Genomic DNA, 14,899 nt, shown 5'->3' on the forward strand with positions numbered 1-14,899 from the left:
GTTTTTTATCGGTTCCGCATTTTGTAGGAGGAGGAGTGGACAAGGGTTACTTCGGCCGTGACCTGATCCAGATCCATGAAGGAAATCAACGGCTTGCCTCGGGAACTTAACTTCTTCCAACGCGCCTGTTCATAACGGTATAACTTCTCTTCCAGGTTGTAGAGATCGATTTTTTTTGCTTTTGCCGCCGTAAAGGAACGTTTAACGGCTTGTTGGATCCTTTGTTCGGCCAGGGCCCGGATGTTGGCGGCGGTTACCCCGCTAGCGAAGCCTGCCTCCGTAATGTAGGCTTTTACGCGCACATGGATACGAACTTTTAGGTGCTCGTCGCCCCCGGCGTCGATATGGATATCCGGGTCGCAATGACTGATGCTGAGCGTTACCGGAGAGCCGTCTTCCAAGGTTAAAGGCAACGGAAATTTGACCATTCTATTGAATGCGACGTATCTGGCTCCCTGGAGCAACGTTGGATCGAGGAGCCCGCGGTTGCTGCCTTGTGCGATGGCATAAGCGCCGACGAACCTCACTTGGGGGGTGGGGTTTCCCTCCTTCTTCCATACCTTGTCGGTCCAGCTGATCAAGGGCAGCAGCGAGGTAACGGCCGGTTCCTTCACGCCGTCCATCAGTTTTATGAGCCGGATAGGCTCGACGAAGGAATATTGCTTAAATATCTCCTCGGGATCGAGCAGTTCGGAATTCAGTACCGATTCATTGAGGATGGAGACGCTCGAAAAAACCTCGGGGATCGGCTTGTCGGTGCCGAATACCCAAGGCGTGTACCGAAGATCGCGGGTTTGGATTAATCCGTTCGCGGCATCGGGTAAATGGGCGTCAAGCAGCGCTTTGGAGAAGACGATCGCCCGTACATGCGTCCAGAACGTCCGCTGTTGCGATGCGGGATATAAGGAACTCAACGCATCGTCGACCGTCTTGCCTTCGCCTCTGCCGATCCATACTTTCCCGGCTCCCGTTTCGACTTTTCCTTCTTGTTTGGCAATTTCCGCGAAGTCCAGAAGCTGGGCGTAAATGATATAACGTCCTTCCGCATAATCGACTCCCAGAGCCGTAATAAAATTGATATTTTGCGCCTCTTTCATATCCCAACATCCCGTCAACAGCAGGATAAACGCCAGAATTGCCGGTGCTACTCTCAAGGATTGTCCCTCCTTGCGGTTTTGTCGGACGGACGAAGGATGCGGGGCCTCTTTTTGATCGAGTCCGTCGGCTTTTTGAGCACCGCTTCTGCAAAATCGTTCTTAACGAACGGGGAATACGGGGATAGATAAGGCACGCCATAAGACTCCAAAGAGGAGAGGTATAGAACGAGACCGATAAAGCTGATCAAGAACCCGAACATTCCGAAGATGGCGGACAGCAGCACGACGCAGATCCGGAGGTGGGCTGCCGTGCCGCTCAACGTTTGATTTTCCAGGGTGGAGCTGGCGACGATCGCGATCGCCACGGCTACGATTATGGTCGGAGACGTGATTCCCGCGCGTATCGCCGCATCGCCGATGATCAAGCCTCCTACTACTGTAATCGTTTGTCCCATGGCTTGGGGCAAGCGTCTGCCCGCCTCGTTAAAAATCTCGAACAAGAACAGCATAATGAAGGTCTCGAACGGAACGGGAAAGGGCAAACCATGCCGTGAGTTGCTGATGGTCGCCAGCAGCGGAACGGGAATTTGCTCCAGATTGAAACTGGTCAATGCCACATAGAATCCCGGCAGAAACAGTCCGATCATCAATCCAACCATTCTCAGCGTTTTTTGCACCGATACGATGTAATAAGGAGTGTTGGCATCCTCTGGGGAAATTAACAAATTCATCAGGGTAACGGGAGCGACAATGGCCATCGGGTTCCCGTCGACCAAGACGGCGAATCGCCCCGCAAGCAGGGCATCGGCAACGTAGTCCGGTCTTCCCGAATAGTCGGTTAGGGGGAAAATAGCCCTTTTTTTCGACCCCTTCATGACGGATTCGATGTATGAAATGCCGATGATGGCATCGGTATCGATCTCGTTCAGCCGTTTCCGAGCCTCCTCGAGAATTTCAGGGTTAATGATGTCCCGAATATAGAACAAGGCAATCCGCGTTTCTCCACGCGTCCCTTTCGTCATCTCTTCCACGCCTAGCGATGGGGTTCGCAGCCTTTTGCGAATTAATCCGATATTGGTCGTTAGGTTTTCGGTAAACCCGTCGCGGGATCCCTTGATGGCGGCTTCGGTACTGGCCTCTTCCGGGGAACGGCCCGGCGGGTTGGAGATATCGAAGCTGAAGAAGGCTTGCTTTTCTTCAAAATAAATGACCAGCATACCGGAGTATACCTGATGCGAGAGGTGATGCAACAGGTCAGGTTCTTCAATCGGATTCAACGGGATATACCGATTGCGGCTGATCGCCTCCAGATTCGGATCCGTTTGCTCCCGGTACAGGTCGGCTAGTCGCGGAAGGACGACATCGTTCAACTGCTTTATATCCGTCATGGGTTCGCAGTAGACCAGGGTAATCGGATGGCCGTGCTCCGAGTCCGCATCGAATTTGCGGATCTTGACGTCGGCCGAATGCTGGAAATATTTTGTTAGAAACGGGATGTCGATAGGGCCTTCCTGCAAATCGGAGGGCCGGTCGCTGCGATTCATGCGGATCTTCCTTTCTTGGGAGCTCTAAACGAAGCGGCAACGGCAATGATCAACGTCATGCCTAAGATGAATAAGGCGTTTGCGGGAAATACGTACCGGATCATCAGATGCTGGAACGCGATGTCAGACAAGGTATAACAGCTTAACGGGACGAGTATGACGGCAAGAGAGGCGAGCAGAGACGGCCTCCATCTTGGGGAGCGTCTTTTCCACATGTCGGCGATGACGATGAGCGCAAACGAAATGCGGATACAGCTTCCCGACAGCCATTGATAGATGGAAAAAAAGTCGGTTTGCGATACGTACTTGCCGAAACCGGCGATTCTCCACTCCTCGTAGGCCGGATACCGCTGGATGGCTGCCTCAAACGGGTTGAATTCGGCAATGGAGCCGGTTAAAGGGCCTAGCGTTAATCCGAAGAGAATGACCGCGAACACGATGAACCTTTTCTTATCTAAAGGCTCCTGCAGGTAAGGATGAAGGAAAAAGATAAAGAACAATTCGAACAATCCGGAACAGGCATACACTACCCCTTTCAATACCGGGCTCCATCCCTGCTCCAAGAGGGGGAACAGCAGGCTGTAATCTTTATATTCCACGTTGACGATAGCGACGTAAAAACCGAGCAGGATGACGAGCGGCAGCAGGATCCCCGAGGTAATGGCGATCGTCTTCATCCCTTGCAGGGCCCCGGCTAGGCATAGCAGCATCAAAATCAACGAGGTAGCCAGGACCGGGGTGTAAGGCAGGAACGTCACTTTCATCCACATGGCGGTATCGAATAAACTAAACCACGCTGTCGCGAAAAAAAACACCGTGATGAGACATTGAAACAAAAAAGCAGGAATTCGGCCGAGTCGTTGGCGAATCCAATCGGGAAGAGGCGACGTTCCGATCCGGGACGAAGCGAACCCGATCAGGCACGCCATGACCGCAAAAGGCACGGCGGCCAGGAGCACGGAAAACCAGGCGTCGCGTTTGGCGATTTGCAGCAGTGCGGGTATGATGAAGACATGGTCCGTGATCCCGATGGTGAGCATTAAGGTCATGATGGCCTGCAGTTTCGTAGGTTTCGGCGAGCGGATCATAGGTTTCTCCCATCTGAAATGTTCTGGCTCTAGTACCAGTTTTATTATTCGCAGAGGAGGCTCATGGCATGCAAAACCGCAAGTTATGGCATATCGGTTTGTTGATCCTCGTGTGCGCCATGCTGCTGGTCGGCTTGCAGCGTATCCAAGAAACCGGGCAGGAAGCGGTTGCACCGGGTCCGCTTGAAGCGGCGGGGCAGCAATTGGAGGCCTTATACTCCATGGGCCAGGCGGTGACGTCAGATCCGTTCCGGCTGACGCTGAAATGGCAAGGCGAATGGAGCTCGCTGCTCGCCCCGGAAGAAGCCGCCGGCGCGTTGGCCAGCCGGTTGGGATTGCCCGGACCGGAGGCAGTCACTGTTCAGGGCCGTACGGTTTATGAGGCCAAGGGTCGGATCGAGGGCTTTCCAGCTGAGTTTGAGCTCACAACCTTGGAGGAAGGAAAGCACTATGCCATGCTGCGTTTGGAAGCTACCGGCGGCGATCGTGCGACATTGGAACGTCTGAGGGAGGCCCAGCGATCGGCTGGCGAATCGCTGGAGGACGAAGGCGTACAGACCGATTGGAACGCGGCGGTTCAGGGAATAGCTTGGCCGGCAACGGGTGCCGAGGGCAAAGTGGAGTCCGGAGAATCCGGAGAGTCCGGCCTTGCCGCCGCGCTTGACAAGCTGGAAGCAAAAATCAATCAACTTCCTAAACTCAAGCTGAAGCGGGCGGAAGAATTTGCGGACGAACGAACGGCCAGCCGTACTTATTCAGTGGAAGCCTTGCCGATTTCCGTCCAAAGCGGCGATGATCGTGTGGCGCTGCAACTGGCTGTCCACCGCAACAGCGGCACCGGGATGGATGAGATCACGATCGGCACGCCGTTGCTAACCGTGGAATATTAGAGGTCATCAAGGAGGCTGAAGAAGTTGCGACAACTGCTGCTGTATCAGCGAAGCCGCTACTCGGAAATCTCCGTCTACGAGACGGACGAACTGTATGGCGAGCGCGGGGCGTTTCGCGTCCTGCAATTCGCCAGCGAGGCGGTACAGGGCGCCTTGGATATGAACCGGCCCGAACGGATCATACTAGAATATCCGCGTGCGATGCTGTATTTGCTTCAGCATCATGTTCCTGAGCCGGGACGGGTATTCATCATCGGCCAAGGAGCGGGAACGATCGCCAACCACTTGAACGGGAGTAACGTCATCGTGGCGGAGATCGATCCGTTGGTGGCGGAAATTAGCCGCCTGTATTTCGATTACAAGGGTGAACCCGTGAAAATCGGAGACGGGCGCTTCCTGCTGGAAAAGGAGAAACCGGGCTCCTTCGACGGAATTATTGTTGATGCGTTCTCCGAGCAGGGCACGCCGTCCCATTTGACCTCGATTGGTTTTTTTCGGCTTGCGGCGGAGAGACTGGATCGGGAGGGGCTGCTGCTTTTGAACGTTTTTGGCCGCGGGGCTGAGGACGCATGGGTTGCCGCGCTCACGACGACGTTGCGGGAAGTGATGGAGGATGTCCGCGTGTTTTCGCTGCCGGCTGATCAGCCTCATGAACCGCGGAACATGATGATCGCAGGCAGCCGCAAGCCGATCCGGTATCAAGTGCAGGGCATGGCGGGTTTTGTTGAAGTCGAGCCTCGAGCGGGGTATATCATCCATGACCCAACCGCTTAGAAAAGTTTACTTAAATTTCTGAAAAGCCTTTGTTTTCTGAAATATATATGATGGCATCCATAAGGCGAATATGCTAAAATGGCATCACATCCCGTGATGCCCTGTAAAGATAGGTCCTTGATCGGGAATCGAGTTCAAATTCACTAATCTTACATAGAAAGAATGAGGAGCCATGGCTGAAAATTTAACTCAGGAAACTGTTCGGCCCCCAGGGGCGGTATTTTTTATTTTCGGAGCTACCGGAGACTTGGCGCGCCGCAAGCTCTTCCCGGCCATCTATTCCTTATATCGCGAGGGCAAATTGGCCGAGGATTTCGCCGTGGTTGGCGTCGCCCGGCGTCCGCGTTCGGACGAGGAGTTCAAGGATGACCTCTATCGTTCCATCGAGGAATTCTGCCGTTATAAAATCAATGACAAGGAGCAATGGGCGCGGTTTGCCGATCATTTCTCCTACAAATCGCTGGATATCAATAACGTTGACGGTTACCGCGAGCTGAGGGAGTTGACCGAATCCGTGGAATCGCGGTTCAATATTCCCGGGAACCGTCTGTTCTATCTGGCCTTGGCGCCGGAGCTGTTCGGCAGCGTATCCTTTAACCTGCAAAAAGGCGGCATGCTCAGCAGCGGCGGCTGGCATCGGTTGGTGATCGAAAAGCCGTTCGGCTACGACCTGCAGTCGGCGCAGAAGCTGAATGAAGAGCTGAGCCAAGTGTTCAAGGAGGAGGAAATCTACCGAATCGACCATTATCTCGGCAAGGAAATGGTGCAGAATATTGAAGTGATTCGCTTTGCGAATGCCTTTTTCGAGCCGCTGTGGAACAATAAGCATATCGCCAATGTGCAAATTACGCTCAGCGAAACGGTCGGCGTGGAAGAACGCGGCGGGTACTACGATCATGCCGGCGCACTGCGTGACATGGGACAAAACCATATGCTCCAAATGCTCACGATGATCGCCATGGAGCCGCCAAGCCGCTTGTTCCCCGAGGACATCCGCGACGAGAAGGTGAAGGTGCTGCGTTCGCTGCGACCTTACGATTCGGCCCAGGAAGTCAAGGAATACGTGGTCCGCGGGCAATACACCGAAGGGGAGACGAGAGGCAAGAAGCTGCCGGGCTACCGCCAAGAAGATAAGGTAGACCCGAACTCCAACACCGAGACGTATTTTGCGGCCAAAGTGTTCGTGGATAATTTCCGCTGGGCCGGCGTGCCGTTTTATATCCGCACCGGGAAGCGACTGCCCGTCAAAACGACGGAGGTTGTCGTCGAGTTCAAACAGATGCCAACCAACGTCTACCTTGGCCAAAAGCATACGCTGGAACCGAACCTGCTGGTCATCCGCGTAAACCCGATGGAGGGCATCTATATCAAGATCAATGCCAAGAAGCCGGGTTCGGAATCGCAAATCGAACCGCTGGCGATGGAATTTTGCCAAAGCTGCCTGGTGGGGATCAACTCGCCGGAAGCTTACGAACGCCTGATTCATGACGCGGCTCAAGGGGATTCGACGTACTTCACCCGTTGGGACGAGGTGGCGACGGCGTGGGCCTTCGTGGATCGGATCGCTGCGGCTTGGGCGCAAAACCCGTCCGATATCAGCACGTACCCTGCCGGCTCCTGGGGGCCGAAGGAAGCGGATGAGCTGCTCGCGAAGGACGGCTTCCACTGGTGGCCGGTGAACGGCCAAGAGGAAGACAACGTCATTTGGATCAAACAGAATTAATAAGATCCGGCCGTCACCTGCAAGGGCGATGGCCGAATAGAATAGGTTTAGCTGGAAACACCTTTATGTCCCGGCCAGGACATAAGGTGTTTTTGCTTAACGGAAGGACAAAATATGTTACAATAGAGAACGTGAATTTGTGGAACGAGAGGAAAGTGAGCATGAGCAAAGCATTAGACCAAGTGCTGCAGCAGGAAGTGGACAAACGGCGCACGTTTGCGATCATTTCCCACCCGGACGCCGGGAAAACGACGCTGACCGAAAAACTGCTGCTGTTCGGCGGCGCGATTCGCCTCGCCGGATCGGTCAAGGCGCGCAAAGCGAGCAAACACGCGACGAGCGACTGGATGGAAATCGAGAAGCAGCGGGGGATCTCCGTTACTTCTTCCGTCATGCAGTTTGATTATAACGGCCATCGGGTGAATATTCTGGATACGCCGGGCCACCAAGATTTCTCGGAGGATACCTACCGGACGCTGACCGCGGCAGACAGCGCCGTCATGCTGATCGACGTGGCCAAAGGCGTCGAAGCGCAGACGATTAAGCTGTTCCAGGTATGCGCAAAGCGGGGCATCCCAATCTTCACCTTCATTAACAAGCTGGACCGGGAAGGCCGGAACCCGTTTGAACTGATGGAGGAAATCGAACAGGTGTTGGGAATCCGTTCGGTACCGATGAACTGGCCGATCGGCATGGGCCGGGAGTTGTCTGGCGTTTACGACCGGATGAAGAACCAGGTCGAGCTGTTCCAAGGCGACGATCATTCAACGATTCAGGTGAAGAAAGTCGATGACTATCACGATCCGGTGATCCGCGAAATGGCCGGCGATTATCTCCATGACCAGCTGTGTCAGGATCTGGAGCTGCTGGACGTGGCGGGCGATCCGTTTGACTTGGAGAAAGTGCGCCGCGGAGAGTTGACGCCGGTATTTTTCGGCAGTGCGGTCAACAATTTCGGCGTCCAGACGTTCCTGGATAACTTTCTGCAGCTGGCGCCTAAACCGGAACCACGCCGCAGCACGCAGGGCTTGATCGAACCGACGAACGAGAAATTCTCGGGATACGTGTTCAAAATCCAGGCGAACATGAACCCGGCCCACCGCGACCGGATCGCCTTCCTGCGCATCGTGTCGGGCAAGTTCGAACGCGGCATGTCCGTCAAGCATGTGCGCGCGGGCAAGGAAATCAAGTTGTCCCAGCCGCAGCAATTCCTGGCCCAGGACCGGGATATCGTGAGCGAGGCGTATCCGGGGGACATTATCGGGTTGTTTGACCCGGGGATTTTCCGCATCGGCGACTCGCTTAGCCAAGGCAGCGAGATCGTGTTTGACGAGCTGCCGACGTTCTCGCCGGAGATTTTCGCCAAGGTGACGGTGAAGAATGCCCTGAAGCATAAGCAATACCAGAAGGGCATCGACCAGTTGACCGAGGAAGGCACGATCCAGGTGTTTACGACGGTTGGCTTCGAAGACACGCTGCTTGGCGTGGTCGGGCAGCTTCAGTTCGAGGTATTCGAGTACCGGATGAAAGGCGAATACGGCGTGGATGTGCAACTGCAGCGGATGCCGTTCCAGTTCGCGCGCTGGATCGTGAGCGACAAGATCGATCCGTCGAAGTTCCGGATCAATTCGACGCTGGTGAAGGACAAGAAAGGCAATTACGTCGCATTGTTCGAGAACGAATATGCGATGCGGACGGCGATGGAGAAAAATCCGGACGCCAAGTTCTTGGAGACCGCGCCTTAAATCGGCGAAGGGCTTCCGCAAATAGAAAGACCGCCCTGAGACAGGGCGGTCTTTGTTGTAACGGGCAGTTCTATTTCAACGGTTTGAGGCTGGCCTGATCCACTTGCTGCTTGAGCACGGATACCAGTTCGTTTTGTTCGGACGCATCGATATGCTTCCAGATCGTTTCGAAGACGACGCCAAGGCCCGGCAGCGCGGTCTCCTGGGCATCGATCGAGCCTTCGATCATGTCCCGCAGCCCCTGTTCGTCTTTGCCGTGGATTTTGTGCATAACCGCTTGACGCAGGTCGAGTGTAATGGATGGCACGTGCATTCCCTCCTTGAAATATGTGACTTGCCCGGTGTTAATTTGCCCGATCGGTTCCGTGAACATACAAGAAGGCGATGGTTGTAACGGACCGGTGTCGGATTGTGGTATACTAATTCGGATGGAATATGTTTTGGGTGGTGAGAACATGGCAAATGCAGCCAAAAAACAGTTTGCCGTGATCGGCATGGGCCGGTTTGGGTTAAGCGTGGCAACTGCACTCAGCAACATGGGATTTGATGTATTGGCGATTGATGCGGATGAGCATAATACGCAGGCCGTGGCGAACCTGGTCACGCACGCGGTAACCGCGGATTCCACGGATGAAGATGCGCTGCGCGCGTTAGGAATTCGTAATTTTGACGTCGTGGTCGTGGCCATTGGCGAAGATATTCAGGCCAGCATTTTGACGACGCTGATCCTGAAGGACATGGGCGGGCCGCTTATCGTCGTGAAGGCGCAAAACGAATTGCATGGCAAGGTATTGCAGAAAATCGGGGCCGATAAGGTCATTTTTCCGGAGCGGGATATGGGACTTCGGGTAGCGCATCATCTGACTTCTCCGAATATTCTGGATTACATCGAATTGTCCGAGGAGTACAGTATCGTGGAGATGCGCATTACCTCGCAGATGATCGGCAAGAATCTGAAGGAACTGGATATCCGGGCGCGGTTCGGCTGCAACGTCATGGCGATCAAACGCGGCAGCAAAATGAACATCTCTCCGGCAGCAACGGACCGGCTGACGGAAGAGGACGTGCTCGTCATCGTCGGCGAGAAAAGCGATTTGACCAAGCTGGAGCTGGCTTACGCGGAGGCTTAGCTTCGTTATTTCCGAATTAAAGGTGGAGGGTTATGGAAATTTTGTCTCCGCAGAACCCCCGCGTCAAGGAATGGGCGGGACTGCTTGAGAAGAAAAACCGGGACAAGCAGGGCAAATATTTGATCGAGGGCCTTCATCTGGTACAGGAGGCGCTGGAGGCGCGAGCCGACGTTGAATGCGTCTGCTACGACATCCACGGCGGCATTCCGGCCGAGCTGCAGGCAGCGGCGTCCGCAGGGCTGGACGTCGACTGGATCGGCGTGTCCGCCGCCGTGATCGCCAAATGCAGCGATACGAAGTCGCCGCAGCCGGTGTTCGCGGTCGTGCGCAAGGACCGCGGGACGATCGCTCCGCTCCTGGACCGGGAGCGGAGCTTGGTGGTGGTGCTGGACGGCGTGCAGGATCCCGGCAACGTCGGCACGATTATCCGCAGCGCCGACGCGGTCGCGGCGGACGGCGTGATCGTCGGCGCAGGCTGCGCCGACATTTACGGGCCCAAGGTGCTGCGCGCCACCATGGGCTCGCTGTTCCACCTGCCGGTCGTGCATGCAGACCTGGCAGAGGTGCTGCCGCAAGCGAAGCAGCGGGGCATCCGGCTGGCCGGCACCAGCCTGCAGGCGGCGGCGAACTGCTTCTCCTACGATTTCGCGCAGCCGGTGTGGCTGTTGTTCGGCAGCGAGGGCAGCGGCCTCAGCCCGCAAGTCCGCCAACTGATGGACGACGGGCTGATCATCCCGATGCGCGGCCAGGCCGAATCGCTGAACGTGGCGATGGCTGCCACTGTGCTGCTGTATGAAGCGATGCGTCAGCGGCATTACCGCTAACGTGAGCCAACGAACGTTTAGAAGCGAATCAAAAAACCCCGAATCCAGGTCGTCTGGTTCGGGGTTTGATTTAGGTGTAACTTTTGATGGCAAGCTTTGAGCAAAGCGCCTGTTTGTTCAACTCCAGGTCTTTCAAATAATTATTGATTTTGGAGTCTAATTGTTCGATCAGGTACACGCGAATATCCTCGATATGCTCCTCTTGGCAAAAGGCGGAAATCGCCAGGGTGCCGTCGGAATAATGCTTCGTTTCCTGGACGGCGATATTTAGCTTCTCTTTATACAGTCGTTTGACCGGTCCCGTGATCGGTTTGATTTCGTAGTAACGATTCGTTTCGATGAGCAATTTCCATGGGATTATCCTAGAGGCAAGTTGATCTCGCCTTAATTCTACGGTGACTTGATATAGTGTTTTCGAGCTGTTCATGATGTTGATCCCCTTGTATATTTATACACCACAACTCATGAGAGCTTTAAAAGTTGATTTTTAGAACTTTTCGACTAAAAAAGTGATACTAGAGAACTATAATCAATCGGCAATGAAAAATCAAGTGTCAAATCATACAAGCGTCCGTTTCCCCCGCGCGTCCTTCTTTTTTGCCCCTGTCCCGCATAACCTTTAGAGAAGCAGTCATTGGAAGATAGAGCATCCTCTAGACGTTTTCCCGCTGCAGGGGGGGTAAATATGCGGATACGACGACGCGGATGGCGGAGCCGGACAAGGCGGCCGAAGCGCAGACGGAAAATCTGGATCGCCGTCGTGATCATTACGGTTATCAGTCTGGTTCAATTTGTTCAGTACGTAGAGCGCCGGATGACAGGACCGATCGTTCACCTGGCTCAGATTCGGGTCAAACAGATTGCCACGGAATCGATCAATGACGCGATCACCGCCCAGGTAGCGAACCAACAGCAGGTGGGGCAGCTGATTGATTGGAAGACGGACGATAAAGGAAAAATCACGGGTTTTATGCTGAACTACTCCGCTCATATGAAGGTGACGTCCGAGACGATTCAAACGGTTCGGCATACGCTGGACGAGGTGGCCCGGTTATCGGAATCCATTCCGTTGGGGCAGGCCCTGGGCAGTCCGCTCCTGGCTTCCTTTGGTCCGAGCGTTCCGATCAAGATCGAACCGAAAGGCGATGTAAAGGTCGACTTGAATACCCGCCGCCAGGATGCAGGCATCAACATGATCCTTGTGGAAGTGTATCTCCGGGTGAAAACGGAGTTGGCCGTAGTCGTCCCTTTTGACATGGAGTCGCAGGCGGTAGAAACGGAAATTCCGGTCTCCTACCTGCTCGTAGTCGGGGATGTACCCATGTATTACTATGACAGTAAAGGCAATCCGGTCGGCGAGGGCCAAGCGGATGCGCCGAACATTGCGCTTCCGGCGCTGCCGGGCGGCGACGATACGGCCGAACCGCCAGCAACCAAAGAGGAGTCGGTTACGCCGGACGGAGCCGATGGGCCGGGAGAACCTGCAGGTAATGCAGGAAATGCAGGCGCAGGCAATACGGGCTCGGAGGAGCCGCCCAATCCGGAAACCAATGCAGGCATACATGATTAAAGGGCGCCGGTTATTTGGACGCCCTTTTATTTTTTTTGGAGCGCTCCGCTTGCTCCCATTTTTTCAGCAACGGGTAAGGATCAAACGCCCATTCCGTGCTTCCGGTATCCCGGTAGATTCCGTAATGCAGGTGCGGCGGGAATTTCCCCGACGTTCCCGGCGGGCCGTAACCGCTGCTGCCGACCCAGCCGATCGTTTGCCCCGGTTCGACGAAATGGCCGACTTCGATCCCTTTCTCATAACCCTGCAGGTGCGCGTAGTAGTGATATCGGTTGCTGATATCCCGTATACCGATGCGCCAGCCGCCGTAGGGATTCCACCCTTTCGTTTCCACTACGCCAAAGCAAACGCTGCGTACGGTAACGCCCATCGGGGCGAACAGGTCGGTTCCCTCATGGATTCGCAGCCCCCCCCAGCCGCGGCGGTCGCCCCAGGTGTCGCGGAAAGTATAGGTGCTGCGCAACGGCAAGGGGAATGCGCTATCGGACAAATCCAGCCGCCCCCAGTGTTTGTACATTTTCGCGAATTGACGGATCCGCTCTACCGCGGAGTCGTTCTGATAATAACGCCAGAGGGCGATGCGGAAGTCCTCTTCCTTATAGCCGAAGCCGGTTAAATAAGAAGCCAAAGTGAACAAGACATCCCGATCGTTCTTCGGATCGGCCGCGCCGTCGGCGGTGGCGTCTTTCCCGCTGCCGCCAAACAATTCGATCGAGGCGGGGTTTCGGTCCTCGGAATCAGGATTCAACGGTCCGCTCCAAAACGCCTCCCTGAAGCGGACTCCGGTTAGGCGCTGATCCTGCTGCTGTTTTTCCTTTCGTGGCGTGATGGTGCGCTCGTACTGATCAACTGCCGCAAGCCAGTACCAAGGTACCTGCGTCAACAGCTCCATTTCTTCGTATAACGTGCGACGTTGATCGTAAACGCTGACTGCCGCCTGCGCCGATGTTCCCGGGGCTTTCGCATACGCAGCGCCAAAGCCGGATCCGGGCCATAATGAGGCGATAAGCACAACGCTAACGACGCACCAAACCGCTTTGCCGCGGGCAAACCGATAAGACCTCAAGGCAAGTACTCCTCCTTCGCCTTTATTTTGCACGCGATTCGTGACCTCTCTTAGATTGAGGCAAACGCTGTGTTTTTATTCCATTTTGCGAAGTAGGTTTTTCCAACGGTTTCATGATATAATAAATGGCGCTACGGCTTAAATCACAAGAAGGAAGGTCTTGCGCTTTGGCAAAACAAATCCAGGAACCGAAACCGGATTGGATTCGTATCAAGTTGACGACAGGAGATAATTACCAGGACATCAAGCAAATGATGCGCTCCAAAACCTTACATACCGTTTGTGAAGAAGCGCGTTGTCCGAATATATATGAGTGCTGGGCGAACCGCACCGCAACGTTCATGATTTTAGGCGATATTTGCACGCGGGCCTGCCGCTTTTGCGCAGTGAATACCGGTCTGCCGACCGAGCTAGACCTGCAGGAGCCGCAACGCGTAGCCGAAGCGGCGGAGCAGATGAATTTGCGCCATTGCGTTGTTACCAGCGTGGCCAGGGACGACCTGAAGGATGGCGGAGCCAGCATTTTCGCCGGGACCATTAAGGCGATCCGCGAACGCTTGCCCTTCTGCAGCGTAGAGGTGCTCATCCCGGACTTTCAGGGAGATGAAGAAGCGCTTCGGATCGTCATGGAGGCAAAGCCGGATATTTTGAACCACAACATCGAAACGGTGGAACGGTTATCCGATCGCGTCCGGGCGAAGGCGAAATACCGCCGCTCTCTGGAGTTGCTCCAGCGGGCGAAAGCGATGAATCCGGAGATTCCGACGAAATCCAGCATCATGTTGGGCGTCGGGGAGGAGTGGGACGAGATTTTGCAGGCGATGGACGATTTGCGTGCCGTGGACTGCGATATTTTGACGATCGGCCAGTACTTGCAGCCTTCGCCGCAGCATCTGCACGTGGAGAAGTATTATAAACCCGAGCAGTTTGCGGAGCTGAAGGAAGAAGGGATGAAACGTGGCTTCAGCCACGTGGAATCCGGCCCGCTCGTGCGCAGCTCGTATCACGCCCATGAACAGGTCAATTCGGCCAAGAAACAAGCAAGCGTTCCCGCTTCGTCGTAAACCAGAAGGAGGATGGATCCTTTGATTCAAATCGGCGGCAGAACCTATGAACTGATTCAGAATTATCGGGACGCTTGGGATCCCGAAGCGTTTAAGCAGCGGTACAGCGAGGTGCTCGACCGCTATGATTACATTATTGGGGATTGGGGTTACGAGAAGCTTCGCCTTAAGGGCTTTTTGCGGGACAATCATCCCAAGGCAAACCGGGATACGGCGTATTCCGGCATTACGGATTATATCAACGAATACTGCAACTTCGGCTGTGCTTATTTTGTCCTCCAGAAGGTGAAGGACAACCATAAGGACAAGGATACTCCTAAAGACAAAGACGCCGGAAGCGGAAAAGTCGCAGTGCTGCAGGAAACAGAAACGGCCCCCGAATAA

General features: G+C 54.7%; 15 protein-coding genes. 9 read left to right on the forward strand and 6 right to left on the reverse strand.

Annotated elements, in window-relative coordinates:
• Positions 1 to 5: 5 nt before the first annotated feature.
• Genes MJ257_RS16435 through MJ257_RS16445 form a run of 3 tightly spaced genes read right to left on the reverse strand, consistent with a single transcriptional unit; the run spans position 6 to position 3,729 of the window.
• The gene (locus MJ257_RS16435) at positions 6 to 1,154 is read right to left on the reverse strand and encodes a Ger(x)C family spore germination protein (RefSeq protein ID WP_240270258.1); all 1,149 of its coding nucleotides are present in this window, start codon (positions 1,152 to 1,154) and stop codon (positions 6 to 8) included.
• Positions 1,151 to 2,641: a spore germination protein gene (locus MJ257_RS16440; protein ID WP_240270259.1), complete on the reverse strand. Its 1,491-nt coding sequence runs from the start codon at positions 2,639 to 2,641 to the stop codon at positions 1,151 to 1,153. The genes MJ257_RS16435 and MJ257_RS16440 overlap by 4 nt, the downstream gene beginning before the upstream one ends.
• Positions 2,638 to 3,729, reverse strand: a complete 1,092-nt coding sequence (locus tag MJ257_RS16445; protein WP_240270260.1) for a GerAB/ArcD/ProY family transporter — start codon at positions 3,727 to 3,729, stop codon at positions 2,638 to 2,640. The genes MJ257_RS16440 and MJ257_RS16445 overlap by 4 nt, the downstream gene beginning before the upstream one ends.
• A gap of 68 nt (positions 3,730 to 3,797) precedes the next feature.
• Between MJ257_RS16445 and MJ257_RS16450 the strand changes: the two genes are divergently transcribed.
• The 4 genes from MJ257_RS16450 (at position 3,798) to MJ257_RS16465 (ending at position 8,861) form a co-directional block, all read left to right on the forward strand.
• On the forward strand, positions 3,798 to 4,619 hold the full coding sequence (locus MJ257_RS16450) for a YwmB family TATA-box binding protein (RefSeq protein WP_240270261.1): 822 nt from the start codon (positions 3,798 to 3,800) through the stop codon (positions 4,617 to 4,619).
• 24 nt (positions 4,620 to 4,643) lie between these two features.
• Positions 4,644 to 5,393: a spermidine synthase gene (locus MJ257_RS16455; RefSeq protein ID WP_240270262.1), complete on the forward strand. Its 750-nt coding sequence runs from the start codon at positions 4,644 to 4,646 to the stop codon at positions 5,391 to 5,393.
• Between the two features lie 172 nt (positions 5,394 to 5,565).
• Positions 5,566 to 7,116, forward strand: coding sequence for a glucose-6-phosphate dehydrogenase (gene zwf, locus MJ257_RS16460; RefSeq protein WP_240270263.1), 1,551 nt, complete (start codon positions 5,566 to 5,568; stop codon positions 7,114 to 7,116).
• Positions 7,117 to 7,277: 161 nt separating this feature from the next.
• Entirely contained in the window at positions 7,278 to 8,861 is a 1,584-nt protein-coding gene (locus MJ257_RS16465; RefSeq protein ID WP_240270264.1) for a peptide chain release factor 3, read from the forward strand.
• 70 nt (positions 8,862 to 8,931) lie between these two features.
• On the opposite strand, the gene sspI is transcribed toward MJ257_RS16465, so the two are convergent.
• The gene (gene sspI, locus MJ257_RS16470) at positions 8,932 to 9,132 is read right to left on the reverse strand and encodes a small acid-soluble spore protein SspI (protein ID WP_372489831.1); all 201 of its coding nucleotides are present in this window, start codon (positions 9,130 to 9,132) and stop codon (positions 8,932 to 8,934) included.
• A 184-nt stretch (positions 9,133 to 9,316) separates the two neighbouring features.
• On the opposite strand from sspI, the gene MJ257_RS16475 reads away from it, so the two are divergent.
• Together MJ257_RS16475 and MJ257_RS16480 are read left to right on the forward strand one after the other, a co-directional pair.
• Positions 9,317 to 9,991, forward strand: coding sequence for a potassium channel family protein (locus MJ257_RS16475; protein ID WP_240270266.1), 675 nt, complete (start codon positions 9,317 to 9,319; stop codon positions 9,989 to 9,991).
• 32 nt (positions 9,992 to 10,023) lie between these two features.
• On the forward strand, positions 10,024 to 10,815 hold the full coding sequence (locus MJ257_RS16480; protein WP_240270267.1) for a TrmH family RNA methyltransferase: 792 nt from the start codon (positions 10,024 to 10,026) through the stop codon (positions 10,813 to 10,815).
• Between the two features lie 70 nt (positions 10,816 to 10,885).
• Here MJ257_RS16480 and MJ257_RS16485 read toward each other — a convergent pair whose 3' ends face one another.
• Positions 10,886 to 11,161, reverse strand: a complete 276-nt coding sequence (locus MJ257_RS16485) for a hypothetical protein (RefSeq protein WP_240270268.1) — start codon at positions 11,159 to 11,161, stop codon at positions 10,886 to 10,888.
• Between the two features lie 339 nt (positions 11,162 to 11,500).
• On the opposite strand from MJ257_RS16485, the gene yunB reads away from it, so the two are divergent.
• A complete protein-coding gene (gene yunB / locus MJ257_RS16490; RefSeq protein WP_240270269.1) occupies positions 11,501 to 12,385 on the forward strand; it encodes a sporulation protein YunB in 885 nt (294 codons plus the stop codon).
• Between the two features lie 10 nt (positions 12,386 to 12,395).
• Here the strand turns inward: yunB and MJ257_RS16495 are convergent, their stop codons facing one another.
• On the reverse strand, positions 12,396 to 13,451 hold the full coding sequence (locus MJ257_RS16495; RefSeq protein ID WP_240270270.1) for a M23 family metallopeptidase: 1,056 nt from the start codon (positions 13,449 to 13,451) through the stop codon (positions 12,396 to 12,398).
• Between the two features lie 167 nt (positions 13,452 to 13,618).
• Here MJ257_RS16495 and lipA point away from each other — a divergent pair, with 167 nt between their 5' ends.
• Both lipA and MJ257_RS16505 read left to right on the forward strand, forming a co-directional pair.
• Positions 13,619 to 14,515, forward strand: a complete 897-nt coding sequence (lipA, locus tag MJ257_RS16500; protein WP_240270271.1) for a lipoyl synthase — start codon at positions 13,619 to 13,621, stop codon at positions 14,513 to 14,515.
• Between the two features lie 12 nt (positions 14,516 to 14,527).
• The gene (locus MJ257_RS16505) at positions 14,528 to 14,899 is read left to right on the forward strand and encodes a YutD family protein (protein WP_240270272.1); all 372 of its coding nucleotides are present in this window, start codon (positions 14,528 to 14,530) and stop codon (positions 14,897 to 14,899) included.

The organism is Paenibacillus timonensis (genome assembly GCF_022427145.1).
Taxonomy (GTDB): Bacteria; Bacillota; Bacilli; order Paenibacillales; family Paenibacillaceae; genus Fontibacillus; species Fontibacillus timonensis.

Coding starts and splice junctions, on each gene's coding strand:
- MJ257_RS16440 (WP_240270259.1), bottom strand. CDS start 2,641: ATGAATCGCAGCGACCGGCCCTCCGATTTGCAGGAAGGCCCTATCGAC.
- MJ257_RS16445 (WP_240270260.1), bottom strand. CDS start 3,729: ATGATCCGCTCGCCGAAACCTACGAAACTGCAGGCCATCATGACCTTA.
- MJ257_RS16450 (WP_240270261.1), top strand. CDS start 3,798: ATGCAAAACCGCAAGTTATGGCATATCGGTTTGTTGATCCTCGTGTGC.
- zwf (WP_240270263.1), top strand. CDS start 5,566: ATGGCTGAAAATTTAACTCAGGAAACTGTTCGGCCCCCAGGGGCGGTA.
- MJ257_RS16465 (WP_240270264.1), top strand. CDS start 7,278: ATGAGCAAAGCATTAGACCAAGTGCTGCAGCAGGAAGTGGACAAACGG.
- sspI (WP_372489831.1), bottom strand. CDS start 9,132: ATGCACAAAATCCACGGCAAAGACGAACAGGGGCTGCGGGACATGATC.
- MJ257_RS16475 (WP_240270266.1), top strand. CDS start 9,317: ATGGCAAATGCAGCCAAAAAACAGTTTGCCGTGATCGGCATGGGCCGG.
- MJ257_RS16480 (WP_240270267.1), top strand. CDS start 10,024: ATGGAAATTTTGTCTCCGCAGAACCCCCGCGTCAAGGAATGGGCGGGA.
- yunB (WP_240270269.1), top strand. CDS start 11,501: ATGCGGATACGACGACGCGGATGGCGGAGCCGGACAAGGCGGCCGAAG.
- MJ257_RS16505 (WP_240270272.1), top strand. CDS start 14,528: ATGGATCCTTTGATTCAAATCGGCGGCAGAACCTATGAACTGATTCAG.